At 54.1% G+C, this 25,200-nt stretch carries 22 protein-coding genes; 13 read left to right on the forward strand and 9 right to left on the reverse strand.

All coding sequences use genetic code 11. The features are described from left to right. Positions 1-84 precede the first annotated feature (84 nt). Complete coding sequence (gene tldD / locus AWR26_RS02430) at positions 85-1,530, forward strand: metalloprotease TldD (protein WP_064568940.1); 1,446 nt, start codon at positions 85-87, stop codon at positions 1,528-1,530. A gap of 39 nt (positions 1,531-1,569) precedes the next feature. On the opposite strand, the gene aaeR is transcribed toward tldD, so the two are convergent. Continuing rightward, positions 1,570-2,493 (reverse strand): HTH-type transcriptional activator AaeR, encoded by a 924-nt coding sequence (gene aaeR, locus AWR26_RS02435; protein ID WP_064563346.1) that lies wholly within the window; start codon positions 2,491-2,493, stop codon positions 1,570-1,572. 176 nt (positions 2,494-2,669) lie between these two features. Here aaeR and aaeX point away from each other — a divergent pair, with 176 nt between their 5' ends. From aaeX to AWR26_RS02460, 5 genes are all read left to right on the forward strand, one after another. Further along, positions 2,670-2,873 carry a p-hydroxybenzoic acid efflux pump operon protein AaeX gene (aaeX, locus tag AWR26_RS02440; protein WP_007369870.1) on the forward strand — a complete coding sequence of 68 codons (204 nt, stop codon included), beginning with the start codon at positions 2,670-2,672 and terminating at the stop codon, positions 2,871-2,873. 7 nt (positions 2,874-2,880) lie between these two features. After that, positions 2,881-3,813 (forward strand): p-hydroxybenzoic acid efflux pump subunit AaeA, encoded by a 933-nt coding sequence (gene aaeA, locus AWR26_RS02445; protein WP_064568941.1) that lies wholly within the window; start codon positions 2,881-2,883, stop codon positions 3,811-3,813. A gap of 5 nt (positions 3,814-3,818) precedes the next feature. After that, entirely contained in the window at positions 3,819-5,786 is a 1,968-nt protein-coding gene (aaeB, locus tag AWR26_RS02450) for a p-hydroxybenzoic acid efflux pump subunit AaeB (protein WP_064563348.1), read from the forward strand. A gap of 82 nt (positions 5,787-5,868) precedes the next feature. After that, complete coding sequence (locus AWR26_RS02455; RefSeq protein ID WP_064563350.1) at positions 5,869-7,323, forward strand: NAD-dependent succinate-semialdehyde dehydrogenase; 1,455 nt, start codon at positions 5,869-5,871, stop codon at positions 7,321-7,323. Between the two features lie 46 nt (positions 7,324-7,369). Beyond that, positions 7,370-7,639: a barstar family protein gene (locus tag AWR26_RS02460; RefSeq protein WP_043956362.1), complete on the forward strand. Its 270-nt coding sequence runs from the start codon at positions 7,370-7,372 to the stop codon at positions 7,637-7,639. A gap of 57 nt (positions 7,640-7,696) precedes the next feature. On the opposite strand, the gene yhcN (AWR26_RS02465) is transcribed toward AWR26_RS02460, so the two are convergent. From yhcN (AWR26_RS02465) to argR, 3 genes are all read right to left on the reverse strand, one after another. After that, positions 7,697-7,960, reverse strand: a complete 264-nt coding sequence (gene yhcN / locus AWR26_RS02465; RefSeq protein WP_043956363.1) for a peroxide/acid stress response protein YhcN — start codon at positions 7,958-7,960, stop codon at positions 7,697-7,699. A 98-nt stretch (positions 7,961-8,058) separates the two neighbouring features. After that, entirely contained in the window at positions 8,059-8,322 is a 264-nt protein-coding gene (gene yhcN, locus AWR26_RS02470; protein WP_064563353.1) for a peroxide/acid stress response protein YhcN, read from the reverse strand. 379 nt (positions 8,323-8,701) lie between these two features. Continuing rightward, on the reverse strand, positions 8,702-9,172 hold the full coding sequence (argR, locus tag AWR26_RS02475; RefSeq protein WP_007369877.1) for a transcriptional regulator ArgR: 471 nt from the start codon (positions 9,170-9,172) through the stop codon (positions 8,702-8,704). Between the two features lie 409 nt (positions 9,173-9,581). Between argR and mdh the strand changes: the two genes are divergently transcribed. Further along, entirely contained in the window at positions 9,582-10,520 is a 939-nt protein-coding gene (gene mdh, locus AWR26_RS02480) for a malate dehydrogenase (RefSeq protein ID WP_064563355.1), read from the forward strand. Positions 10,521-10,576: 56 nt separating this feature from the next. Here mdh and degS read toward each other — a convergent pair whose 3' ends face one another. The 3 genes from degS to zapG all read right to left on the reverse strand — a co-directional run bounded on the left by degS (position 10,577) and on the right by zapG (position 13,672). Beyond that, positions 10,577-11,644 carry an outer membrane-stress sensor serine endopeptidase DegS gene (gene degS, locus AWR26_RS02485; protein ID WP_007369880.1) on the reverse strand — a complete coding sequence of 356 codons (1,068 nt, stop codon included), beginning with the start codon at positions 11,642-11,644 and terminating at the stop codon, positions 10,577-10,579. A gap of 87 nt (positions 11,645-11,731) precedes the next feature. Next, entirely contained in the window at positions 11,732-13,102 is a 1,371-nt protein-coding gene (degQ, locus tag AWR26_RS02490; protein ID WP_043956366.1) for a serine endoprotease DegQ, read from the reverse strand. 171 nt (positions 13,103-13,273) lie between these two features. Then, positions 13,274-13,672, reverse strand: coding sequence for a Z-ring associated protein ZapG (zapG, locus tag AWR26_RS02495; protein WP_007369882.1), 399 nt, complete (start codon positions 13,670-13,672; stop codon positions 13,274-13,276). Positions 13,673-13,862: 190 nt separating this feature from the next. Between zapG and zapE the strand changes: the two genes are divergently transcribed. From zapE to sspB, 5 genes are all read left to right on the forward strand, one after another. Beyond that, a complete protein-coding gene (gene zapE, locus AWR26_RS02500; protein WP_064563357.1) occupies positions 13,863-14,990 on the forward strand; it encodes a cell division protein ZapE in 1,128 nt (375 codons plus the stop codon). A 265-nt stretch (positions 14,991-15,255) separates the two neighbouring features. After that, positions 15,256-15,684, forward strand: a complete 429-nt coding sequence (gene rplM, locus AWR26_RS02505) for a 50S ribosomal protein L13 (RefSeq protein WP_002437467.1) — start codon at positions 15,256-15,258, stop codon at positions 15,682-15,684. 15 nt (positions 15,685-15,699) lie between these two features. Then, entirely contained in the window at positions 15,700-16,092 is a 393-nt protein-coding gene (rpsI, locus tag AWR26_RS02510; RefSeq protein WP_000829818.1) for a 30S ribosomal protein S9, read from the forward strand. 312 nt (positions 16,093-16,404) lie between these two features. Further along, on the forward strand, positions 16,405-17,043 hold the full coding sequence (gene sspA, locus AWR26_RS02515) for a stringent starvation protein SspA (RefSeq protein WP_007369885.1): 639 nt from the start codon (positions 16,405-16,407) through the stop codon (positions 17,041-17,043). Positions 17,044-17,047: 4 nt separating this feature from the next. Continuing rightward, positions 17,048-17,551, forward strand: a complete 504-nt coding sequence (gene sspB / locus AWR26_RS02520) for a ClpXP protease specificity-enhancing factor (protein ID WP_043956369.1) — start codon at positions 17,048-17,050, stop codon at positions 17,549-17,551. 90 nt (positions 17,552-17,641) lie between these two features. Here the strand turns inward: sspB and AWR26_RS02525 are convergent, their stop codons facing one another. Both AWR26_RS02525 and gltB read right to left on the reverse strand, forming a co-directional pair. Next, the gene (locus AWR26_RS02525; protein WP_043956370.1) at positions 17,642-19,060 is read right to left on the reverse strand and encodes a glutamate synthase small subunit; all 1,419 of its coding nucleotides are present in this window, start codon (positions 19,058-19,060) and stop codon (positions 17,642-17,644) included. A 9-nt stretch (positions 19,061-19,069) separates the two neighbouring features. Continuing rightward, positions 19,070-23,530 (reverse strand): glutamate synthase large subunit, encoded by a 4,461-nt coding sequence (gltB, locus tag AWR26_RS02530; protein ID WP_071892589.1) that lies wholly within the window; start codon positions 23,528-23,530, stop codon positions 19,070-19,072. 672 nt (positions 23,531-24,202) lie between these two features. On the opposite strand from gltB, the gene AWR26_RS02535 reads away from it, so the two are divergent. Beyond that, positions 24,203-25,129 (forward strand): TIGR01212 family radical SAM protein, encoded by a 927-nt coding sequence (locus AWR26_RS02535; RefSeq protein ID WP_064563363.1) that lies wholly within the window; start codon positions 24,203-24,205, stop codon positions 25,127-25,129. Positions 25,130-25,200 lie beyond the last annotated feature (71 nt).

The raw sequence follows: 25,200 nt of genomic DNA on the forward strand, positions 1-25,200 counted from the left end.
TTTGACGGCATCGGCGAATTGCCTCAAGCTCCTTGTATCGCTTTTTTTATTGCCCGATGTGGCGGCAACGATGAGTAAAAAATGATGAGTCTTAATCTGGTGAGTGAACAACTGCTGGCAGCGAATGGCCTGAGTCATCAGGATCTGTTTGCCATTCTCGGTCAATTGACCGCACGTCGTCTTGATTATGGCGATCTCTATTTCCAGTCGAGCTATCACGAATCCTGGGTTTTAGAAGACAGCATCATTAAAGATGGCTCTTACAATATCGATCAGGGCGTGGGCGTTCGCGCGGTGAGCGGTGAGAAAACCGGTTTTGCCTATGCCGACCAGATAAGCCTGCTGGCGCTGGAGCAGAGCGCGCAGGCCGCGCGTACCATTGTGCGTGAAGACGGCGACGGCAAAGTGAAGACGCTGGGCGCGGTGGAACATACCGCGCTTTATACCAGCATCGATCCGCTGCAAAGCATGAGCCGCGAAGAGAAGCTGGATATTCTGCGTCGCGTGGATAAAGTGGCGCGCGCGGCCGACAAGCGCGTGCAGGAAGTAACCGCCAGCCTGACCGGCGTTTATGAATTGATTCTTGTCGCGGCGACCGACGGTACGCTGGCCGCCGATGTGCGTCCGCTGGTGCGTCTCTCGGTGAGCGTGCAGGTGGAAGATGACGGTAAACGCGAACGTGGTTCCAGCGGCGGTGGCGGTCGTTTCGGTTATGACTGGTTCCTGCAAGACGTTGATGGCGATGTACGTGCAGATGCGTGGGCGAAAGAGGCCGTGCGCATGGCGCTGGTGAACTTGTCTGCTGTTGCGGCACCAGCGGGCACACTGCCGGTGGTGCTGGGCGCAGGCTGGCCGGGCGTGCTGTTGCACGAAGCGGTCGGTCACGGTCTGGAAGGCGATTTCAACCGTCGCGGCACATCGGTATTCAGCGGGCAGATGGGCAAACTGGTGGCTTCAGAGCTTTGTACGGTGGTTGATGACGGCACGATTGCCGATCGTCGCGGATCCGTGGCGATTGACGATGAAGGCACGCCGGGGCAGTACAATGTGCTGATCGAAAATGGCGTGCTGAAAGGCTACATGCAGGACAAGATGAACGCACGTTTGATGGGCATGAAACCGACCGGCAACGGCCGCCGTGAATCTTACGCCCATTTGCCGATGCCGCGCATGACCAACACGTATATGCTGGCCGGGAAGTCGACGCCGCAAGAGATTATCGAATCCGTTGATTATGGGATCTATGCACCCAACTTCGGCGGCGGCCAGGTGGATATCACCTCCGGCAAGTTCGTCTTCTCCACCTCGGAAGCGTACCTGATTGAGAAAGGTAAAGTGACCAAAGCGGTGAAAGGCGCAACGCTGATTGGCTCCGGGATCGAAGCCATGCAGCAGATCTCGATGGTCGGTAACGATCTGAAGCTGGATAACGGCGTCGGCGTATGCGGCAAAGAGGGACAAAGCCTGCCGGTTGGCGTGGGTCAACCGACGCTGAAAGTAGATAACCTGACGGTAGGCGGTACGGCTTAATCGTTAAAATCCTCTCCCTGCGGGGAGAGGATTATCCGCTCAGGCACTGCGCCCCTGCATTCCCTGATATACCTTTCCCACTTCAATAAAATATTCCGTCATGTAGTTAATACAGACCTGCACTTTCAGCGGGAGCTTATCTTTTTCCGTATACAGCGCATAAACCGGGCGCGGATCGGACTGATAGCGCGGCAGCAGGATCTCCAGCTGGCCGCTGTTGATTTCATCGATCACCCACATCAGCGGGACATAAGCCAGCCCGGCACCGGCGGTCAGCCAGCGCGTCAGCGTCATCGGATCGTTGGTGACAAAACGTCCCTGCGGAATCAGCCGCGTTGAGATCCCTTCTGGCGCGATCAGTTCAAATTCGTTATCCGGGCGGACGCTATATTCCAGCCACGAATGATTTGCCAGATCGGTGGGTTTTTCCGGCACGCCGTATTGGGCAAGATAGTTTTTTGCCGCGCACAGCACCATCGGCATCGCGCCGAGGCGGCGGGAGAAGAGGCTGGAATCCTGCAATGCGCCGACGCGGATCACCACGTCCAGCCCGTCGGCGATTAGATCCGGCGCCGGGATGCCGGTTACCAGGTTAACGGACAACCCTGGATGCTCTTTCAGCATCTCTGCCGTCATTTTTGCCAGCACATTTTGCGCCATGGTTGAAGAACTACCAATGCGCAGCGTACCAATCGGCGTGTTGTTGAAAGCGTAAAGTTGCTCGTGAACATCCTGCACTTCATGCAGCATGCGACGACATCCCTGATAGTAAATTTTTCCGGCTTCGGTCAGCCCCAGGCTGCGTGTGCTGCGGTTTAGCAGCTTGACCTGTAATTCATCTTCCAGCTTCGCCACCGTCTGGCTGATGGACGAAACGCTCATTTCCAGCTGTCGGGCGGTGGCGGTAAATGAACCCAATTCCACCACTTTGGCAAACACCGACATGCGTTTTAGTCGTTCCATTATTCACTCTTACTTAAAAGTGATTTAGATCACACAATATAGATAACAGCATAACAGTTACGTTAATATACTATCTCTGAAGAATATTCACGTCACTCTCGCCCTGGCACTCCTTGTCCTATTCCTGCGGTGACGTAAAAACAATTTCACCTGCTTGTTCTCGAATCAAGGTCAACATGAGTCTGTTTCCCGTAATCGTGGTGTTCGGTTTGTCGTTCCCACCGATTTTTTTCGAATTGATTTTGTCACTGGCGATTTTCTGGCTGGTGCGACGGGTGCTGATCCCTACCGGAATCTATGATTTCGTCTGGCATCCTGCGTTATTTAATACTGCGCTGTACTGCTGCTTGTTTTATCTGCTGTCGCGTCTGTTTGTTTGAGGTCGAAGTGAAAACACTAACAAGAAATATCTCCCGTACCGCTATTACGGTCGTTCTGGTTATCCTGGCGTTCATCGCAATTTTCCACGCCTGGGTCTATTACACCGAATCTCCCTGGACGCGCGATGCGCGTTTCAGCGCAGATGTGGTTGCCATCGCGCCGGATGTCACCGGGCTGGTGACTTCGGTCAACGTGCATGACAACCAACTGGTAAAAGAGGGGCAAGTGCTGTTCACCATCGATCAGCCCCGCTACCAGAAAGCGCTGGCAGAAGATGAGGCGGATGTTGCTTATTACGACGCGCTGGTCAACGAGAAGCGTCGCGAGGCCGGACGTCGTAACCAGTTGGGCGTACAGGCGATGTCGCGCGAAGAGATCGACCAGGCGAACAACATACTGCAAACGGCGATGCATCAGCTGGCGAAAGCGCAAGCGGCCCGTGATCTGGCGAAACTTGATCTGGAGCGCACCATCATCCGCGCGCCGGCTGACGGCTGGGTCACCAACCTGAATGTTTACGCCGGTGAGTTTATTACTCGCGGTTCCACCGCTGTGGCGCTGGTGAAACAGAACTCTTTCTATATTCTGGCTTATATGGAAGAGACCAAACTTGAAGGCGTTCGTCCTGGCTACCGGGCAGAGATCACGCCGCTCGGCAGCAACCGGGTGCTGAAAGGCACGGTGGACAGCATCGCCGCCGGTGTGACCAACTCCAGCAGCAGCAACGACAGCAAAGGGATGGCGACCATCGATTCTAACCTGGAGTGGGTGCGGCTGGCCCAGCGCGTGCCGGTGCGTATTCGCCTCGATAAACAGCCGGGAAATCTCTGGCCTGCGGGCACGACCGCGACCGTTGTGGTGACCGGGAAAACCGATCGTGACGAAAGCCAGGACTCCTTCTTCCGTAAAATGGCCCACCGTTTGCGTGAGCTGGGGTAATCGCTATGGGGCTGTTGTCGATAGCCAGCCAGCATTTGCGCTTTGCCGTCAAGCTGGCCTTTGCCGTGGTGCTGGCACTGTTTGTCGGTTTTCACTTTCAGCTTGAAACACCGCGCTGGGCGGTGCTGACCGCCGCGATCGTTGCGGCTGGCCCGGCGTTTGCCGCCGGTGGCGAGCCCTATTCTGGCGCTATCCGTTACCGCGGGATGCTGCGTATTGTCGGGACGTTTATCGGCTGTATTGCCGGGCTGGCGATCATCATTGTATTGATCCGTACGCCGCTGCTGATGCTGATGGTGTGTTGTATCTGGGCCGGTTTTTGTACCTGGCTCTCCTCGCTGGTACGCGTTGAAAACTCCTACGCCTGGGGGCTGGCAGGGTATACCGCGTTAATCATCGTCGTGACCATTCAGACGGAGCCGCTGCTGGCACCGCAATATGCCGTGGAGCGTTGTAGCGAAATCGTCATCGGCATCCTCTGTGCCATTGTTGCCGATCTGCTGTTTTCCCCGCGCTCGATCAAACGTGAGATTGACCGTGAGCTGGATGCTCTGCTGGTGGCGCACTATCAACTGATGCAATTGTGCATCAAGCACGGCGATAGAGAAGAGGTGGATCAAGCGTGGGCTGCGCTGGTGCGCCGTACCACCGTGCTGGAAGGCATGCGCAGTAACCTGAATATTGAATCCTCTCGCTGGGGGCGTGCTAACCGGCGGTTAAAAGTCATCAACACGCTGTCATTAACGCTGATTACTCAGGCTTGCGAAACCTACCTTATTCAGAATACGCGTCCGGAACTGGTCACTGATACTTTCCGTGAATTGTTCGCGGATCCCATCGACAATGTGCAGGATGTGCATAAGCAGTTGAAACGCATGCGCCGGGTGGTGGCCTGGACCGGTGAGCGCGATACGCCGGTAACCATCTACAGTTGGGTGGGCGCGGCGACGCGCTACCTGCTGCTGAAACGCGGTGTCATCGGTAATGCCAAAATCAGTGCGGTTGAAGAAGAGGTTCTGCAGGGCGAAGTGGTGGTAAAACCGGAATCCGCCGAACGTCACCATGCAATGGTTAACTTCTGGCGCACCACTTTATCGTGCATGCTGGGCACACTTTTCTGGCTGTGGACCGGCTGGACATCCGGCAGTGGATCAATGGTAATGATTGCCGTTGTTACCTCGCTGGCGATGCGTCTGCCGAACCCGAAAATGGTGGCAAAAGACTTTATCTACGGCATGCTGTGGGCGTTACCGATCGGCGCGTTGTTCTTTCTGGTGATTATTCCCTCGACGCAACAAAGTATGCTGCTGCTCTGTATCAGCCTGGCGGTGCTGGCCTTCTTCATCGGCATTGAGGTACAGAAGCGCCGTCTGGGATCGATGGCGACGCTGGCGGGCACCATCAACATTCTGGTGCTTGATAACCCAATGACCTTTAAATTCAGCCAGTTTCTCGATAATGCGCTCGGCCAGTTAGTGGGCGTGGTGCTGGCTATGGTGGTACTGCTGCTGGTGCGGGATAACTCGCAGGCACGTACCGGGCGTACGTTGTTGAATCAGTTTGTTTCGGCGGCGGTATCGGCAATGACCACCAATACGGCGCGACGGAAAGAGAACCATCTGCCCGCGCTATATCAGCAACTGTTTTTACTGCTGAACAAATTCCCCGGCGACGTGGCGAAGTTCCGTCTGGCATTAACGTTGATTATTGCCCACCAGCGTCTGCGCGATGCACCGGTGCCGATCAACGATGATCTTTCCGCTTTTCATCGCCAGTTACGCCGTACCGCGTCGCAAGTGATTTCGGCCGGATCGGATAACAGACGACGGCGTTACTTTACGCAACTGCTGGAAGAGCTGGATATCTACCAGGAGAAACTGCGCATCTGGGATGCGCCGCCGCAGGTGACCGAACCGGTGCAGCGATTAATCGGGATGCTCCACAAATATCAGCATGCGCTGACCAGCAACTAAACAGAAAACCGACGCCAAAAAGCGTCGGTTTTTTTATGGCTATACTTTGTGGAAGCTGATAACACACCGATCGGGAGAGCAAATGACAACGCAGGTATTGCAGGACAACCCACTGTTTCAGGCCGGCTATCTGGTGGATGGCGTCTGGAAATCCCTGAACACCACATTTGACGTTCTGAATCCGGCCACCGGTGAAATCATCGCCAGCGTCGCTAAAGCAGGAAAAAAAGAGACTGAAGATGCCATTGCTGCGGCGAGCCGGGCTTTCCCAGGCTGGCGGGCGAAAACCGCGAAAGAGCGTTCCGCCATCCTCTATCGCTGGTATGAATTGATCATTGAAAATAAAAGCTGGTTAGGGCGCTTGATGACTACCGAGCAGGGGAAACCATTGAAAGAAGCTGAGGGGGAAGTCGAGTATGCCGCCAGCTTTATTCAGTGGTTTGCCGAACAGGCAAAACGCGCCAACGGTGAAATTATCCCGCCGATCAAGCCGGGTTCGCGCATTCTGGCGACCCGGGAACCCGTAGGTGTGGTGGCTGCCATCACGCCGTGGAACTTCCCGATGGCGATGCTGACCCGCAAGCTGGGACCAGCGCTGGCGGCAGGATGTACCGGCGTTATCAAACCGGCGAACAATACTCCGCTTAGCGCGTTTGCCTTGTTGGCGCTGGCGAAGAAAGCGGGCGTACCGGATGGCGTGCTCAATGCGGTTGCCGGTAACACGGCAGAAATCAGCGATGCGATTATGGCCAGCCACGAGGTACGGAAGATCTCCTTCACTGGCTCAACTGCGGTAGGGAAAACGCTGGTTCGCAATGCCGCCGAAACCATGAAAAAAGTGTCGATGGAACTGGGGGGCAACGCGCCGTATATCGTCTTTGAAGATGCCGACATCGATGCGGCAGTTCAGGGGGCGATTGCGAACAAATTCCGCAATGCCGGCCAGGTTTGCGTCAGCGTAAACCGCTTCTACATTCATGAGTCTGTCTACGACACTTTCACGCAGAAACTGAGTACGGCGGTAAGCGCATTGAGAGTGGGAAATGGTCTGGAAGAGGGTGTGGTCGTGGGGCCGTTGATCGAGTCTGCCGCCGTCGAGAAAGTGCGTGAGCATGTGGAAGATGCGGTGGCCAAAGGCGCTAAAGTGTTGGCTGGCGGTAAAGCGCACAGCCTTGGCGGTAACTTCTGGCAACCAACCGTACTGGGCGATTGTAGCGATGGCATGAAGCTGGCGCAGGAAGAGACATTTGGCCCGGTAGCAGCCTGTTTCCGCTTTACCAGTGAGGAAGAAGTTGTTCAGCGCGCGAATGCGACGCCGTTTGGTCTGGCGGCTTACTTCTATACGCAAAACTTGCAGCGGGTGTTCCGCGTTTCGCAGGCCATTGAGAGCGGAATGATCGGTATTAACGAGTGCGCGGTATCCACCGAACTGGGGCCGTTCGGCGGAGTGAAAGAGTCGGGCTTGGGTCGCGAAGGGTCGGTGCTGGGGCTGGAGGAGTTTCTTGAGGTGAAGACCCTGCATCTCGGCGGATTATAACGCGTCGGGCGGCGGACGCCGCCCTGTTGGGCTGGTGGCGGAAATAATGAATACCTACACTTTCGATTTTAAAAACATCGACGATCAGGGCGCGTTCTACCGGGAGTTCTCGCGCCGGTTCGAGCTGGGAAGCGACAAAATTCACGATCTCGATTCACTGTGGGATGCAGTGATGGCGGGGGCATTACCTTTACCACTGGAGATTGAGTTTGTTCATCTGCCGGAGCGACAGCGCCGCCGTTTTGGCGCATTGATCCTGTTGTTTGATGAAGCGGAAGAGGAGCTGGAAGGCGAGCTGCGTTTTAATGTGCGCTGAAGGCAAAAAAAAGCCCCTGACAGGCAGGGGCAAGTCGTCGGACTAGACGACGAGGGTTTATTTATACAGTTCCGCCGTAACGTGGGTTTGGTCGCCCGTACGTGCTTCAATGATGCGGTAGCTGCTGGCGCCCGCCTGGTCAGCTTTCGCGGAGAGTTCCTGGCGAATATCCATCGGTACACCAGCTACCTGTGAAACAGAAACACTGCCCATAGGTTGCAGATTGCTCGCTTGTTCGCTGTTAATCAGCGTTGCAGCGCTTGCGCCGAAAGAGATCAAGGATGCAAGGCCAAGGGATGCGATGATGAGATTGCGTTTCATAATTTGTCTCCTTAAGAGAGTCTCAACGGCAGGGAGGATTAAACTGCTATTTTTATGCCTGGCGCCGTTGAGTGATGACATAGGGTTATCGGTAAAACTTATTTGTACAGTTCGGCTGTTGCGTGCCAGTTGTCACCGGTACGTGCTTCGATAATGCGGTAAGAAGAAGCGCCTTGTTCTTCCGCTTTTTTGTTCAGTTCAGCACGCATATCCATCGGAGAGGAGGCGACAGCACCTACAGATACGGTGCCGAGAGGCTGGCGTGATTGTGCCTGGTCTGCGCTGATGGAATCGGCAGCAAAAGCGCCAAATGACAGTGCTGAGAGAATGCCGAGTGTCGCAACAGTTGATTTGATATTCATGATTCTTTACCTCGTCGTATTCTTTTACTTCAATTCATTGGGGTCTTGTTTCGTGACCCTCATCACAAAATCAAGTATACACTAGTCACAGAAAAAATTAATACCATGCTAATTGTTTCTATGGTAATTGAGCCTTATTGAAATCATTTTTTATAACAACAAAGCATAAAAAAACTGGATACGATTAAAAAATGTTTGGTTATATCTAAGAAAATCATATAGATATTTGAATTTGATTTTTTGTGCGATGGTATTCGCTGCACCGGGGGTTTGAAACAGGAAATCGCACTAACTGTTAAATTAATGTGAGTGAAAAGTTGTGAGCGAAGGGGGAGAAGGCAGAACATTCCCCCGCAATCGAAGCGGGGGGAAAGTAATATCAGAGTTCCTGTTCGAATAAAACGAGGATCGCTTCGTAGAGATCTTTAACGGTGAAGCCTCTGGCCGGGGTGGTAAAAATCGTATCGTCGCCAGCAATGGTGCCAAGGATACCTTCCGCTTTACCGAGGGAATCCAGCAGGCGCGCAATAAGCTGCGCAGCGCCCGGGCTGGTGTGAATCACCACAACGGCATCGTTGTAGTCGATATCCAGCACCAGATTCTTCAGCGGGCTGGAGGTTGTCGGGACGCCCAGTTCAATCGGCAGGCAGTAGACCATCTCCATTTTTGCGTTGCGCGTACGCACCGCACCGAATTTGGTCAGCATGCGGGAGACTTTAGACTGATTGATATTGTCGAAGCCTTCATCTTGTAAAGCCTGGACAATTTCTCCCTGAGAACTGAATTTCTCTTCTTTAAGAAGCGCCTTAAACGCTTTAACTAATTCTTCTTGTTTTGCCGAGCTTCGCATAAGTCACCCGTAATATGGCCGTGAAAACAACATTATTATGCATATTAATGAATTTTTATGCAAACAATCTCGTCTGGGAAATTCTGAAATGTATGCTGAAAGGCGCGGAGTTTACCAAATCCTGCGCTGAAGGACAGGCACATGTGTCTTACGTCGCAAATAACATTAAAAAGTAAATTAAATGTTATAAAGTTGATGTTATTTTGGTGGATATCGCAGCTATATTATAAACTCTCAGTGTTAGTTGCTTAGTTTGCCGATCTGACGACGTATTTACCTTCTTATAAGATCTTAAAGTGGGGGTGTGCCGCAGAATTTCTGCGCATACATTGCCATAATTATCAGGGTGAATTAAGGTCGCCGCAACGGAGTAACAAGATATTTAGCTAACCATAATAAGGAGTTTAGGATGAAAGTCGCAGTCCTCGGCGCGGCCGGCGGTATCGGTCAGGCGCTAGCCCTACTACTGAAAACACAACTGCCTTCCGGTTCAGAACTCTCTCTCTATGATATTGCTCCTGTAACCCCCGGGGTTGCTGTTGATCTCAGCCATATTCCAACTGATGTGAGCATTAAAGGTTTCTCCGGCGACGATGCGACTCCTGCGCTGGAAGGGGCCGATGTCGTACTGATTTCCGCTGGCGTGGCGCGTAAACCGGGTATGGATCGTTCCGACCTGTTTAACGTCAACGCGGGCATTGTGAAAAACCTGGTCGCCCAGGTGGCGAAAACCGCGCCGAAAGCTTGCATTGGCATCATCACTAACCCGGTGAATACCACCGTCGCTATTGCGGCGGAAGTGCTGAAAAAAGCGGGTGTCTACGACAAAAACAAACTGTTTGGCGTCACCACGCTGGACATTATTCGTGCGAACACCTTTGTTGCTGAACAGAAGCATAAATCGCCTGGCGATATCGAAGTGCCGGTAATTGGCGGGCATTCCGGCGTTACCATTCTGCCGCTGCTGTCGCAGGTACCGGGCGTCAGCTTTAGCGAGCAGGAAGTCGCAGACCTGACAAAACGCATTCAGAATGCCGGTACTGAAGTGGTGGAAGCGAAGGCGGGTGGCGGTTCGGCTACGCTCTCGATGGGGCAGGCCGCTGCGCGTTTTGGTTTGTCGCTGGTGCGCGCACTGCAAGGCGAGAAAGGCGTGGTTGAATGCGCTTATGTGGAAGGCGATGGCGAATATGCGCGCTTCTTCTCACAGCCGCTGCTGCTGGGGAAAAACGGCATTGAAGAGCGTCATGCCATCGGCAAGCTTAGCGCTTATGAGCAACAGTCGCTGGAAGGTATGCTCGACACGCTGAAAAAAGATATTCAACTGGGCGTAGATTTCGTTAACCGCTAACGTGTTATCACTGCCCAAAAAAAACCGGAGCCTGTGCTCCGGTTTTTTTATGGCAATCAGTTAGTTGCCGGATACTCTTCGATGGTGACTTGCAGCGTTAGTTTCTTATCATCGCGCATCACTTCAACCGGAATGACGGAACCCGGGCGAATTTCGGCGACCTGATCCATCGTTTCAAGCGCGGAAACGGCCGCTTTACCATTGACGGAGGTGATAACGTCATTGACCTGAATCCCGGCGCGTGCAGCAGGGCCGCCCGGCGAGACTTCGTTAACCACAATCCCCTGAATCGGATCGATACCGCCGCCCTGCGAATGCAGCGGCGCAATTTCTCGTCCGCCGATACCAATGTAACCCCGGATCACCCGACCATCGCGGATCAGCTTATCCATAATCTTGGTGGCCAACTGGAAAGGGATGGCAAAACCGATACCTTCCGGTGTTTCGCCGTCGTTGCTCTTATCAAACGACAACGTATTAATGCCCATCAGCTCGCCCAGCGAGTTGACCAGCGCGCCACCGGAGTTTCCATGGTTGATGGAAGCATCGGTCTGCAAAAAGTTCTGCCGTCCGCTCGGGTTCAGGCCAATACGCCCGGTAGCGCTGATAATCCCCTGCGTTGTTGTTTGCCCAAGGTTATACGGGTTGCCGATTGCCAGCACCACATCGCCGATATGCGGCGTGCGTTTGGTATTGATGGGGATCACCGGCAGACCGCCGGTCGCGTTGATTTTCAGCACCGCTAAGTCGGTCAGGGAATCCGAGCCAACCAGCAATGCTTCAAACACTCTGCCATCCTGCAGGGCAACGATAATCTGGTCCGCATCATTGATGACGTGCTTATTGGTAATGATGTAGCCACGCTGATCCATAATCACGCCGGAACCAAGCGTACGGATCTCCAGGCGATCATGAGTGGAGCTATTCAGGCTGCGGTTATAGACGTTGACCACCGCCGGCGCTGCGCGGCGTACCGCCGGATTATAGCTGGCTGGCGTTTCGTCAGCGCTTTCAAGCTGGGGAGCGCTAAGTGGGATGTTTTTGCGCAGCGAAGGCATGGCGACGATGATCAGGCCACCCACAACCAAACCGATTGCAACTGAACGTAAAATCTTCACATACATGATGGGATTATCGCTAAAAGGAAGAACGGCAGCAGCATAACATGAGTTCTCCGGACATCACATGATGATGTCCGGAGAGTGAAGGACTTAGCGCAGCAGCAGGTAGATGCTGTCGTTGCCACGCACGATATGCAGCGCCATTACCGAAGGTTTCGTTTCCAGCAATTTACGCATTTCAGCGATCGACTGAACGCGCTCACGGTTGATGCCAATGATCACATCATCTTTATGCAGACCGGCCTGCGCGGCTGCACTGCCTTTTTCGACATTATTTATCGCGATGCCTTTGGTGCCATCTTTGAGCTGGCTATCGCTCAGTTCTGCACCCTGCAATGACGGTGAAATCAGATCGGCGCTGGCGGACGAAGACGTGCTTTTATCCAGCGTGACTTCCACCTCCAGCGGCTTGCCATCGCGCAGCAGGCCGAGCTTCACTTTCGCGCCTGGCTCCGTCGTGGCAATACGTGAACGCAGTTCAGCAAAGCTGTTCAGCGGCTTACCGTTCAGACTGACAATAACATCACCGGATTTGATCCCGGCTTTTGCCGAACCGGAGTTAGGCAGCACCTCGCTGACAAAAGCGCCACGCTGAACGTTAAGATTAAAGGCTTTGGCGATATCCGCACTCATTTCTGTGCCTTTAATGCCCAACAGACCGCGTTTGATCTCACCAAACTGAATCAATTGTCTGGAGAGGGTTTGCGCCATATTGCTTGGAATGGCGAAGCCAATCCCTACGCTACCGCCACCCGGTGCGAGGATAGCGGTATTAATGCCGATAAGCTCGCCGTTGAGGTTAAGCAGCGCGCCGCCGGAGTTGCCGCGGTTGATGGAGGCATCTGTCTGGATAAAGTTTTCCAGCCCTTCCAGATTCAGGCCGCTGCGGCCCAGTGCGGAAACAATCCCGGAAGTGGCCGTCTGCCCAAGGCCGAATGGGTTGCCGACGGCAACGACAAAGTCGCCGACGCGCAGTTTATCGGAGTCGGCAATTGCAATTTGCGTCAGGTTGCTGGCGTTCTGTAATTGCAGCAGAGCAATATCGCTTTGATCATCACCGCCGATCAGTTTGGCGTCGAACTCGCGGCCGTCGTTCAACTGCACGCTAATTTTTTGCGCCTGATTGATCACGTGGTTGTTTGTCAACACGTAGCCTTTCGCGGCGTCAATGATCACGCCGGAACCCAGACCTTCAAAAGGTTGCGGCTGCTGCGGTTGATCCGGCACATCGTCGCCGAAAAACTTCTTCAGCTCTTCCGGAACTTTCTGGCCTTGTGTGGTCCCCTCTACCTGCACGCTAACCACCGCAGGCAATACCTTTTCCAGGACGGGCGCAAGGCTTGGCAACGCGCCCTGGCCGGGCACTTGTGATGGCATGGCGGCCATCGCCTGAAACGGTGCCGAGAGAGTTAACCCGACACTTAACGCAAATGCACTCAACAGCAGGGTTGGTTTCTTCATTGATGCTGGCTCTCGTAACCTGAAGTAAAAGGAATGACGCCCCAAAACAGTTTGATGTTATTGAAATTTCAACCGGGTAACAATGAGGTGAATGACTAAATAATAGCTGTGATGCGGAAGTTGGGGTGGGCGCGGGGAACGCGCCCGAAAAAAATAGACGACAGGGCGGGATTATTTACGGCTTGCGCCGCCGCGCAGCAGGCCTGAAGCGCCATCAGAATAATCACGCGGGATCTGCACCGGTGCCTGATCGTTGCTGGCTTCTGATTCGGCCAGACGGTTGCGGAACGGATTCTCTTCTGCGGACATTTCCGGCAGCAAGTTGGACGAGCTTTTCGCCATGTGCTGATACAGTTGGCGATAATCATGCGCCATGTTATCCAGCAGTTCCGCGCTGCGGGCAAAATGGCTCACCAGCTCTTCGCGATACTCTTCCAGTTCCGCTTTGTTTTTTTCCAGCTCATACTGCAAGGCCTGTTGCTGGCGCAATTTACGGTTTCCGAAACGCATACCCACGGCACCAATGATAATGCCGACAACCAACCCGATTAGCGCGTATTCCCAGGTCATGTACTTCTCCCGTTATTTTGTGATTCCGTAGGGTGTGGGCTGCAGGCTCCTTGCCTGCGCCTGATAGTGCCACTATAACCGCTTCTGGTGTAGAAGTGGAATCCTGACAAATCATCGCGTAGTGTAGAACGGCCTTTTTTTCGTCAACCCTGTGGGGGCGGATCGATTTTCAAGGAACAACAATAACACCATGCAAAGCCTTACCCCGACATCGCGATACAACAGCGCCCTCAGCGAGGGAAGCCATCAGCCGGATGATGTGCAAAAAGAAGCCGTTCAGCGGCTGGAACATATCTATCAAGAGATTATTACCCGCAGCCACAACAGCGCACCGACAAACGGCGGTTTGCTGGCGAAGTTCGGCAAACTGCTGGGAAAACGTGAGCCGCGTGAGAGCGTACCGGTGCGTGGCCTCTATATGTGGGGCGGCGTTGGCCGTGGCAAAACCTGGCTGATGGACATGTTCTATCAGAGCCTGCCAGGTGAGCGTAAACAACGTCTGCACTTTCACCGTTTTATGCTGCGCGTTCACGAAGAGCTGACCTCGCTTCAGGGACATAGCGATCCGCTGGAAATTGTTGCCGATCGTTTCAAAGCTGAAACCGATGTGTTGTGCTTCGATGAATTTTTCGTTTCGGATATTACCGACGCCATGTTGCTTGGCGGGCTAATGAAAGCGCTGTTCGCCCGTGGTATTACGCTGGTGGCGACGTCGAATATTCCACCGGATGAGCTCTACCGTAACGGCTTGCAGCGCTCGCGCTTTTTACCTGCTATCGATGCCATCAAGCAGTTTTGCGATGTGATGAATGTCGATGCAGGCGTCGATTATCGTCTGCGCACATTAACCCAGGCGCACTTATGGCTGACTCCGCTGGATAACGAGACCGCGCGGCAAATGGAGGCGTTGTGGTTAGCGCTGGCGGGCACAAAGCGTGAGCATGCGCTGGAGCTGGAGATTAATCACCGTGCGCTGCCGACGCTGGGTGTGGAAAACCAGACGCTGGCGGTGTCGTTTGCCACGCTGTGCGTCGATGCGCGCAGCCAGCATGATTACATCGCGCTCTCACGCTTGTTCCATACCGTAATGTTGTTCGATGTGCCGGTAATGACGCCGCTGATGGAGAGTGAAGCACGACGCTTTATTGCTTTAGTGGATGAGTTTTACGAGCGCCACGTGAAGCTGGTGGTGAGTGCTGCCGCGCCGCTGCATGAGATTTATCAGGGTGAGCAGCTGAAATTTGAGTTTCAGCGCTGTTTGTCCCGCCTGCAAGAGATGCAGAGCGAAGAGTATCTCAAGCGTGCGCATATGCCGTAATCGGTAATTCCCTTTCCCGGTGGGAGAGGGATTCGCCTTGCACAAAAGCCGCGCCAAATCACAAAAAGGGGTCGATCTTTGCCCACGACTTCTCTATAATCCTGCGACCCCACGTTACTACAAGGTTTTTTTCCCGAAACTCTTGTGTGCCGGCTAAACATATCCGAAGGGGTAGGTTTACTGGACAATGTCGTGTGAACCTCACTTGTATTTAGGCGTTTGGGTGTTCACCAACGTGTAACTTATTATTTGGGTAAGCTTTATAATGAAAACTTTTACAGCTAAACCAGAAACCGTAAAACGCGACTGGTATGTTGTTGACGCGACCGGTAAAACTCTGGGCCGTCTGGCTACCGAACTGGCTCGTCGCCTGCGCGGTAAGCATAAAGCGGAATACACTCCGCACGTTGATACTGGTGATTACATCATCGTTCTGAACGCAGAAAAAGTTGCTGTAACCGGCAACAAACGTTCTGACAAAATGTACTACCACCACACCGGCCACATCGGTGGTATCAAAGAAGCGACCTTTGAAGAGATGATTGCCCGCCGTCCTGAGCGTGTGATTGAAATCGCGGTTAAAGGCATGCTGCCAAAAGGCCCGCTGGGTCGTGCTATGTACCGTAAACTGAAAGTTTACGCGGGTAACGAGCACAACCACGCGGCACAGCAACCGCAAGTTCTTGACATCTAATCGGGATTATAGGCAATGGCTGAAAATCAATACTACGGCACTGGTCGCCGCAAAAGCTCCGCCGCTCGCGTGTTCATCAAACCGGGCAACGGTAAAATCGTAATCAACCAGCGTTCTCTGGAACAGTACTTCGGTCGTGAAACTGCCCGCATGGTAGTTCGTCAGCCGCTGGAACTGGTCGACATGGTTGAAAAACTGGATCTGTACATCACCGTTAAAGGTGGTGGTATCTCCGGTCAGGCAGGTGCGATCCGTCACGGTATCACCCGCGCTCTGATGGAGTACGATGAGTCTCTGCGTTCCGAACTGCGTAAAGCTGGCTTCGTCACTCGTGACGCTCGTCAGGTTGAACGTAAAAAAGTCGGTCTGCGCAAAGCACGTCGTCGTCCGCAGTTCTCCAAACGTTAATTGCTTTCTGCTTCGGCAGAACGATTGGCGAAAAAACCCGGTGCAAGCCGGGTTTTTTTATGGATAAAAATCGTGTTATCCACAGTAATCAATCATTTACTGCGTCTTTTTCAGCATTTGCAGAATCCCCTCACCACAAACCCCGCAAAATCTGGTAAACTATCATCCAATTTTCTGCCCAAATGGCTGGGATTGTTCATTTTTTGTTTGCTTCCTGAACGAAAGTGACAGTACGGGCGGGTAGGTAACTCACATCTGACCGGTCGAGTAAGTCCGGTAGCAGTAAATTCTTGAATATACCTGGAGGTTTTCATGGCTGTCGCTGCCAACAAACGTTCGGTAATGACGCTGTTTTCTGGTCCTGTGGACATCTATAGCCATCAGGTCCGTATCGTGCTGGCCGAAAAAGGTGTCAGCTTCGAAATTGAGCACGTGGAAAAGGATAATCCTCCTCAGGATCTGATTGACCTCAACCCGAATCAAAGCGTACCGACACTTGTAGATCGTGAACTCACCCTGTGGGAATCACGCATTATTATGGAATATCTGGACGAGCGTTTCCCGCATCCGCCGCTAATGCCGGTTTACCCGGTCGCCCGCGGTGAAAGCCGTCTCTACATGCATCGCATTGAAAAGGACTGGTATTCCCTGATGAATATCATCCAGAACAACAGCGGTGCACAGGCCGATGCCGCCCGTAAACAACTGCGTGAAGAGCTGCTGGCAATTGGCCCGCTGTTTACCCAGAAACCTTACTTCCTGAACGACGAGTTCAGCCTGGTTGACTGCTACCTCGCACCGCTGCTGTGGCGCTTACCGGTACTGGGCATCGAGCTGAGCGGCGCAGGTGCCAAAGAGCTGAAAGGATATATGACGCGCGTATTTGAGCGTGATTCCTTCCTGGCTTCTCTGACTGAAGCTGAGCGCGAAATGCGCCTTGGCCGGGGTTAACTGAATGGATTTGTCACAACTGTCTCCACGCCGTCCGTATCTGCTGCGGGCTTTCTATGAATGGCTGCTGGATAACCAGCTAACGCCGCATCTGGTTGTTGATGTGACGTTGCCGGACGTTCGCGTGCCGATGGAGTATGCGCGTGACGGTCAAATCGTGTTGAACATCGCGCCGCGCGCGGTAGGCAATCTGGAACTGGCGAACGACGAGGTGCGTTTTAATGCGCGCTTCGGCGGCGTGCCGCGTCAGGTTGCGGTGCCGATGGCGGCCGTGCTGGCTATTTACGCCCGTGAAAACGGCGCAGGCACCATGTTCGAACCGGAAGCTGCCTACGACGAAGACGTCGCCATGCTGAATGACGACCTCGAGACTTCAGAGCAGGAAGGCGAGACGGTGATGTCGGTTATCGACGGTGATAAACCCGATCATGCTGACGATCAGGACAACGGCCCTGATGACGATCCGCCGCCGCGCGGTGGACGCCCGTCGTTGCGGGTTGTGAAGTAATTTGACAGGGCCGAATGGCCCTGTTTTACTATCCGCGATCCGCTAATAAAAAAGGAGGCCGAAGCCTCCTTTTGGGTCGCTACATGGGTATTACACTTCGAGGTAGTTCATGATGCCGTCAGCCGCTTTACGGCCTTCGGCAATCGCGGTCACCACCAAATCGGAGCCACGTACAATGTCGCCACCGGCAAAGATTTTCGGGTTGCTGGTCTGGAACGGATTTTCGCTGCCTTCCGGCGCGATAACACGACCCTGAGCGTCAAGTTCAACGCTGTGCTTCGCCAGCCACTCCATGCTGTGCGGACGGAAACCAAACGCCATCACCACGGCATCGGCCGGAACCACATGTTCAGAACCCGGAACGATTTCCGCACGACGACGGCCTTTTGCATCCGGCTCGCCCATTTCGGTCCGCGCCATCTTCACGCCGCAGACTTTGCCGTTGGCATTGATTTCGATGCCCAGCGGCTGCACGTTAAACTGGAATTCCACGCCCTCTTCGCGCGCGTTTTTCACTTCGCGGCGTGAACCCGGCATGTTCTCTTCATCACGGCGATAAGCACAAATTACATGCGTTGCTCCCTGACGAACGGAAGTACGCACGCAGTCCATTGCGGTATCACCACCGCCAAGCACCACGACGCGTTTGCCTTCCATGCTGATATACGGCTCATTTGGCGTTTCACCAAAGCCCATAATCTGACGTGTATTAGCGATGAGGAACGGCAGCGCGTCGAATACGCCCGTTGCGTCTTCATTTTCCAGCCCGCCGCGCATTGACTGATAGGTCCCGACGCCGAGGAACACCGCGTCGTAATCTTTCAGCAGCTCGTCGATCTGCACATCGCGACCCACTTCAGTATTGAGTTTGAACTCAATACCCATGCCGGTGAAAATCTCACGGCGGCGGATCATCACCTCTTTTTCCAGCTTGAAGGCCGGAATACCAAAGGTCAGCAGGCCGCCAATTTCCGGATGACGGTCGAAGACGACGGCTTTTACACCGTTGCGGGTCAGCACATCGGCACATGCCAGACCTGCCGGACCTGCACCAATAATCGCCACGCGTTTACCGGTTTGCTTCACGCCGGTCAGATCGGGACGCCAGCCCATCTCGAACGCTTTATCGTTGATATAGCGCTCGATGTTGCCGATGGTAACCGCGCCAAACTCGTCGTTCAGCGTGCAGGAACCTTCACACAGACGGTCCTGCGGGCAGACGCGTCCGCATACTTCCGGCAGGGTGTTTGTCTGGTGCGACAGCTCAGCTGCTTCAAAAATACGACCTTCGTTGGCCAGCTTCAGCCAGTTAGGAATGTAGTTATGAACCGGACATTTCCACTCGCAATACGGGTTACCGCAGGAGAGGCAGCGATCGGCCTGCGCTTTAGCTTGCCCTTCAGAGAAGGGCTCGTAGATTTCAACAAATTCAATTTTGCGCAGCTTGATCGGTTTCTTGGGCGGATCAACACGCTGTAAGTCGATAAATTGGTAAACGTTCTGACTCATCTCAATTCCTTACTGCGCCTGCACGCGCAACTCTGCCGCGCTACGACTACGGTGACCTAACAGGGCTTTGACATCGCTGGATTTCGGTTTCACCAGGGCGAATTTCGACGAGAATGCTGGCCAGTTCGCCAGGATCTCTTCGCCGCGCTGAGAACCGGTATGGTGCACATGCTCGGTGATCAGACCGCGCAGATGCTCTTCATGGATGGCGAGGTCATCGACGCTCAGCACTTCCACCAGCTCCGGGTTAACGCGTTTACGGAATTCACCGTCTTCATCCAGTACATAGGCAAAGCCACCGGTCATCCCTGCTCCAAAGTTGACGCCGGTTTTACCCAGCACGCAAACAATGCCGCCGGTCATATATTCACAGCCGTTGTCGCCGATGCCTTCTACAACCGTGATGGCGCCGGAGTTACGCACCGCAAAACGCTCGCCTGCGCGGCCCGCAGCGTACAAACGACCGCCGGTTGCGCCATACAGGCAGGTGTTACCGATAATGCTCGCTTCATGGCTACGGAAGGCCGAACCCACCGGCGGACGCACCGCCAGCAAACCGCCCGCCATACCTTTACCAACATAGTCGTTGGCATCGCCAGTCAGATAGAGTTCAACGCCGCCTGCGTTCCACACGCCGAAGCTCTGGCCTGCAGTGCCGCTGAAATGCGCTTTAATCGGATCGGCTGCCAGCCCCTGATCGCCATGATACTGCGCGATGTAGCCAGACAGCGAAGCGCCCACAGAACGATCGGTGTTGCGGATATCGAACCAGAAAGTTTTGCTCTGCTTCTCATCGACATACGGTTTCGCCTGCTGTAACAACTGCGCGTTCAGCACGCCATTATCAAACGGCGGGTTGTTTTCCGTGCAGTACAGCGCTTTGCCTGGGTGCGGCTCGGCGGTTTCCAGCAGTTTCGCCAGATCCAGTTTCTGCTGCTTGGCGGTAAAACCGTCCAGCTCTTTCAGCAGATCGGTGCGGCCAATCAGATCGACCAGACGTTTCACGCCCAGTTGCGCCATTAACTCGCGGGTTTCACGGGCGATAAATTCAAAGTAGTTAGTCACTTTGAACGGCAGACCGTGATAGTGATTTTTACGCAGTTTGTCATCCTGAGTCGCTACGCCGGTTGCGCAGTTGTTCAGGTGACAAATTCGCAGGTATTTACAGCCCAGCGCGACCATCGGTCCGGTACCGAAACCAAAGCTTTCGGCACCGAGAATGGCGGCTTTGATGATGTCCTGGCCGGTTTTCAGACCGCCATCTACCTGCAAACGGATCTTGTGACGCAAACCGTTCGCGACCAGCGCCTGCTGGGTTTCCACCAGCCCCAGTTCCCACGGACAACCGGCATATTTCACCGAGGAGAGCGGGCTTGCGCCAGTACCGCCGTCGTAACCGGCGATGGTGATCAGATCGGCATAGGCTTTTGCCACACCGGTAGCGATGGTACCGACGCCCGGTTCGGAAACCAGCTTCACAGAGATCATCGCTTTCGGGTTGACCTGCTTCAGGTCAAAAATCAGCTGCGCCAAATCCTCGATAGAGTAGATATCGTGGTGCGGCGGCGGAGAGATCAGCGTTACGCCGGGTACGGAGTAGCGCAGTTTGGCGATGTACGGCGTGACTTTGTCACCCGGTAACTGACCGCCTTCGCCCGGTTTTGCTCCCTGGGCGACTTTGATCTGAATGACATCAGCATTCACCAGGTATGCCGGGGTTACGCCAAAGCGACCAGAAGCAACCTGCTTGATACGCGACACTTTATTGGTGCCGTAACGCGCCGGATCTTCGCCACCTTCACCGGAGTTGGAGAAGCCGCCGAGGCTGTTCATTGCTTCTGCCAGTGCTTCGTGAGCCTCCGGGCTGAGCGCACCGATCGACATCGCTGCGGTATCGAAGCGTTTAAACAGCTCGCTCGCCGGTTCCACATCTTTCAGACTGACCGCTTCACCGTTCGGCGTGATAGCCAGCAAATCGCGCAGCGTAGCCGCCGGGCGTTCGTTAACCAGCTTCGCATATTCCTGATAATCGCTGTACTCACCGCTCTGTACGGCCTGTTGCAGGGTACGCACAACATCCGGGTTATAAGCGTGGTATTCGCCGCCGTGAACATATTTCAGCAGGCCGCCCTGTGACAGCGGTTTACGCGCCAGCCAGGCCAGTTTAGAGAGGTTCAGCAGATCCTGCTGGAAGTCGCTAAAGCCCGCGCCGCCGATACGGCTGATTACGCCCTGGAAGCAGAGCGCAGCAACGTCATCGTGCAGGCCCACAGCTTCAAACAGTTTTGAGCAGCGGTATGAGGCGATGGTCGAAATGCCCATTTTGGACATGATCTTGTACAGCCCTTTATTGATGCCGTTACGGTAGTTCAGCATCACTGTACGGTAATTTTTCTCGATGGCATTGTTGTCGACCAGTTTCGCCAGCGTTTCATACGCCAGGTACGGGTAGATGGCCGTCGCGCCGAAGCCGAGCAGCACCGCAAAGTGGTGCGGATCGCGGGCGCTTGCTGTTTCAACAATAATGTTGGCATCACAGCGCAGGCTCTTATCCACCAGGCGAGTCTGGATCGCGCCCACCGCCATCGGCGCCGGAACCGGCAGACGATTTTTGGCGATGTTACGGTCAGAAAGCACCAGCAATACAGTACCGTTACGCACCATCTGTTCTGCTTTATCGCACAGCGCTTTGATGGTCTCTTCCAGCGACGTTTCGGTCACGTCGAAGGTGATATCCAGCGTGTCGGCGCGGTAGTGCTCCTCTTCCATCGTCGTCAGTTGCTTGAAATCGGAGTACAGCAGGATCGGTGATTTGAAGCTCAGGCGATGTGCCTGGCCTTCCGCTTCGCAGAAGACGTTCATTTCGCGACCGATGCTGGTAGCCAGCGACATAACGTGGGCTTCACGCAGCGGATCGATTGGCGGGTTGGTGACCTGTGCGAACTGCTGGCGGAAGTAGTCATAAATAATGCGCGGCTGGCTGGAGAGCACCGCAAACGGGGTGTCATCGCCCATGGAGCCGACTGCTTCCTGGCCATTTTCACCCAGCACGCGGATAACCGAATCCAGCTCTTCAAAGCTGTAGTTAAACTGTTTCTGGTAGCTTGCCAGCAGATCGTCGTCCATCTCGCGGGTACCGACTTCTTCGTCTGGCAGATCTTCAAACGGCACCAGACGGCGAACGTTTTTCGCCATCCACTCTTTATACGGATGGCGGCTTTTCAGATCGTCATCGGTTTCGGCCGAGTGCAGAATGCGCCCGTCGCGGGTATCGATAACCATCAGCTCGCCCGGGCCGACACGGCCTTTTTCTACCACTTCGTCCGGCTGATAATCCCAGATCCCCACTTCTGAAGCGCAGGTGATCAGCTTGTCTTTGGTGACGACATAACGCGCCGGGCGCAGACCGTTACGGTCAAGGTTACAGGCAGCGAAACGCCCATCGGACATGACGATGCCCGCCGGGCCGTCCCATGGCTCCATGTGCATGGAGTTAAAGTCGAAGAAGCTGCGCAGGTCCGGATCCATATCCGGGTTGTTCTGCCAGGCTGGCGGCACCAGCAAACGCATGGCACGTACGATATCCATCCCGCCAGCCAGCAGCAGCTCAAGCATGTTATCCATTGAGCTGGAGTCAGAACCGGTTTCGTTGACGAACGGCGCGGCATCATGAAGATCCGGGATCAACGGCGTTTTAAATTTGTAGGTACGCGCGCGCGCCCACTGGCGGTTACCGGTAATGGTGTTGATTTCACCGTTGTGCGCCAGGTAGCGGAACGGCTGTGCCAGCGGCCAGCGTGGCACGGTGTTGGTGGAGAAGCGCTGGTGGAACAGGCAAATGGCCGATTCCAGACGCAGATCCGCCAGATCCAGGTAAAAGCGCGGCAGATCCGCCGGCATACACAGACCTTTATAAATGTTCACCAGATTGGAGAGGCTACAAACGTAGAACTCTTTATCTTCTTGCAGGCGTTTTTCAATGCGGCGACGAGCGATAAAAAGACGACGCTCCATATCGCGCGGGCGCCAGCCTGCAGGGGCGTTCACGAAAATTTGTTCAATACGAGGCAGCGAGGAGAGGGCGATTTCACCGAGTACCCCTTCGTTGGTTGGCACATCGCGCCAGCCGACGATCGACAGGGTTTCTTGTTGCAGCTCTTCTTCAACAACGCGACGCGACGCGCTGGCTTTTTCTGGATCCTGATTCAGGAACAGCATGCCCACGGCGTAATTTTTGGCTAAGCGCCAGCCGCGCTCTTCCGCCACAATACGGAAGAAACGGTCGGGTTTTTGCAGCAGCAGGCCGCAACCATCGCCGGTTTTACCATCGGCAAGGATTGCGCCACGGTGCTGCATTCGGGCCAGTGCGTGAATAGCGGTACGCACTACCTTGTGGCTAGGTTCGCCTTCTATGTGGGCGATCAGGCCGAAACCACAGTTATCTCTCTCGAGAGATTTATCGTACAACATATCAGTGAACCTCCCCAGGCTCTACGAGACACCCTCCGTTGATCGATACGCACAGGCGCAAAAAGAGCATGGCGACGGGGCATATGCCTCGCATGTCGCCCTCTTTAATTTCCTTTTCGCATCGATACACAAGTGTTGAGGACTTGCTTAAGAGGGAATCTCAATTACTGCATAAATATGATGAGCAGACTGCTCATCCAGAAAGCTTCCAGCGGATTCCCAAGTTATCGGGAATCCGTACACAGGTCAAATGCCGAGCTTATTTATACAAAAATGTGCTAAAGATGTATTATCTGTTTGATATTTATATTTATTTAAGGTTTTTTACATTCATGAAGCGCAGCGACAAGCGGTAGCGGAGTGTGATCTGACTCACTATACCAAAGCGTAGTTTCTGATGTTCTGTCCTGATTGTGTCTTTAACGGCAGATTTTTATTCTGCTGTGCGGATGAGAGTTGCATGAAGACACTGTTTTTTACTTCCACACGTATTTCTGCAAAATAAGGCAGGAGTATAAGGAAAAGTAATCACCTTTTGGGTGAATGAAATTGCGGTTATATTGACTGTTTATGCAATGGATAAAAGCCTTCCGGGGCGATTGATCCAGGTCATCGCCGATGAAAGCTAAAAATGGCAGGCTACACCCTTTCGTCAGGGCGGCCTTTCAGATTATGCAGTTACAGAAATTAGTCAATATGTTTGGTGGGGATCTTGCTCGCCGATATGGAGAAAAAGTCCATAAACTCACTTTGCATGGCGGTTTTAGCTGCCCAAACCGCGATGGCACCATCGGACGCGGCGGGTGTACGTTCTGTAATGTCGCGTCTTTTGCCGATGAGGCACAGCAGCATCAATCCATTGCTGACCAGCTTGCTCATCAGGCGAACCTCGTCAATCGCGCTCGTCGCTATCTCGCCTATTTCCAGGCTTATACCAGCACCTGGGCGGAAGTGCAGGTGTTGCGGTCGATGTATCAGCAGGCGATAAGCCAGGCGAACATTGTGGGGTTATGCGTCGGCACGCGCCCTGATTGCGTGCCGGAAGCGGTGCTGGATTTGCTTTGTGAATACCATCAACAGGGCTATGAAGTGTGGCTGGAATTGGGCCTGCAAACCGCTCATGATAAAACGCTGCACCGCATCAACCGTGGGCATGATTTCGCCTGCTACCAGAAAACGGCGCAGCAGGCCCGTAAACGCGGTCTGAAGGTCTGCACGCATTTGATTGTCGGGTTACCGGGGGAACGTTGCGTGGATTGCCTGGAGACCCTACAGCGCGTTACAGATGCTGGCGTTGATGGCATTAAGCTGCATCCGCTGCATATCGTGAAAGGCAGTATTATGGCGAAGGCATGGGAAGCCGGCCGCCTGAACGGTATTGGTCTGGAAGAGTATACCGTTATTGCCGGAGAGATGATTCGCCATACGCCGCCAGAGGTGATCTATCATCGCGTTTCCGCCAGCGCGCGCCGCCCGACACTGCTGGCACCGCTGTGGTGCGAAAACCGCTGGACCGGCATGGTGGAGCTGGATCGTTATCTGAATGAGCAGGGCGGACAAGGTTCGGCGCTTGGACGTTGCTGGCAATTGCCCGCCTGAACCGGCAACAAAACCTTAACTCTCACCGCATTTTTCACACAAGCTTCAATCCCTTGCCCAGAATTGAGTAT

Source organism: Kosakonia oryzae (genome assembly GCF_001658025.2).
In the GTDB taxonomy this organism is placed as follows: domain Bacteria; phylum Pseudomonadota; class Gammaproteobacteria; order Enterobacterales; family Enterobacteriaceae; genus Kosakonia; species Kosakonia oryzae.

What these genes read in the sequence shown, in the direction of transcription:
- AWR26_RS02535 (WP_064563363.1), top strand. Translation starts at nt 24,203, where the DNA reads ATGCAGTTACAGAAATTAGTCAATATGTTTGGTGGGGATCTTGCTCGC.
- aaeB (WP_064563348.1), top strand. Translation starts at nt 3,819, where the DNA reads ATGGGGCTGTTGTCGATAGCCAGCCAGCATTTGCGCTTTGCCGTCAAG.
- rplM (WP_002437467.1), top strand. Translation starts at nt 15,256, where the DNA reads ATGAAAACTTTTACAGCTAAACCAGAAACCGTAAAACGCGACTGGTAT.
- yhcN (WP_043956363.1), bottom strand. Translation starts at nt 7,960, where the DNA reads ATGAAACGCAATCTCATCATCGCATCCCTTGGCCTTGCATCCTTGATC.
- rpsI (WP_000829818.1), top strand. Translation starts at nt 15,700, where the DNA reads ATGGCTGAAAATCAATACTACGGCACTGGTCGCCGCAAAAGCTCCGCC.
- degQ (WP_043956366.1), bottom strand. Translation starts at nt 13,102, where the DNA reads ATGAAGAAACCAACCCTGCTGTTGAGTGCATTTGCGTTAAGTGTCGGG.
- gltB (WP_071892589.1), bottom strand. Translation starts at nt 23,530, where the DNA reads ATGTTGTACGATAAATCTCTCGAGAGAGATAACTGTGGTTTCGGCCTG.
- zapG (WP_007369882.1), bottom strand. Translation starts at nt 13,672, where the DNA reads ATGACCTGGGAATACGCGCTAATCGGGTTGGTTGTCGGCATTATCATT.
- argR (WP_007369877.1), bottom strand. Translation starts at nt 9,172, where the DNA reads ATGCGAAGCTCGGCAAAACAAGAAGAATTAGTTAAAGCGTTTAAGGCG.
- aaeX (WP_007369870.1), top strand. Translation starts at nt 2,670, where the DNA reads ATGAGTCTGTTTCCCGTAATCGTGGTGTTCGGTTTGTCGTTCCCACCG.
- tldD (WP_064568940.1), top strand. Translation starts at nt 85, where the DNA reads ATGAGTCTTAATCTGGTGAGTGAACAACTGCTGGCAGCGAATGGCCTG.
- sspA (WP_007369885.1), top strand. Translation starts at nt 16,405, where the DNA reads ATGGCTGTCGCTGCCAACAAACGTTCGGTAATGACGCTGTTTTCTGGT.
- AWR26_RS02525 (WP_043956370.1), bottom strand. Translation starts at nt 19,060, where the DNA reads ATGAGTCAGAACGTTTACCAATTTATCGACTTACAGCGTGTTGATCCG.
- sspB (WP_043956369.1), top strand. Translation starts at nt 17,048, where the DNA reads ATGGATTTGTCACAACTGTCTCCACGCCGTCCGTATCTGCTGCGGGCT.
- mdh (WP_064563355.1), top strand. Translation starts at nt 9,582, where the DNA reads ATGAAAGTCGCAGTCCTCGGCGCGGCCGGCGGTATCGGTCAGGCGCTA.
- yhcN (WP_064563353.1), bottom strand. Translation starts at nt 8,322, where the DNA reads ATGAATATCAAATCAACTGTTGCGACACTCGGCATTCTCTCAGCACTG.
- AWR26_RS02460 (WP_043956362.1), top strand. Translation starts at nt 7,370, where the DNA reads ATGAATACCTACACTTTCGATTTTAAAAACATCGACGATCAGGGCGCG.
- AWR26_RS02455 (WP_064563350.1), top strand. Translation starts at nt 5,869, where the DNA reads ATGACAACGCAGGTATTGCAGGACAACCCACTGTTTCAGGCCGGCTAT.
- degS (WP_007369880.1), bottom strand. Translation starts at nt 11,644, where the DNA reads ATGTATGTGAAGATTTTACGTTCAGTTGCAATCGGTTTGGTTGTGGGT.
- aaeR (WP_064563346.1), bottom strand. Translation starts at nt 2,493, where the DNA reads ATGGAACGACTAAAACGCATGTCGGTGTTTGCCAAAGTGGTGGAATTG.
- zapE (WP_064563357.1), top strand. Translation starts at nt 13,863, where the DNA reads ATGCAAAGCCTTACCCCGACATCGCGATACAACAGCGCCCTCAGCGAG.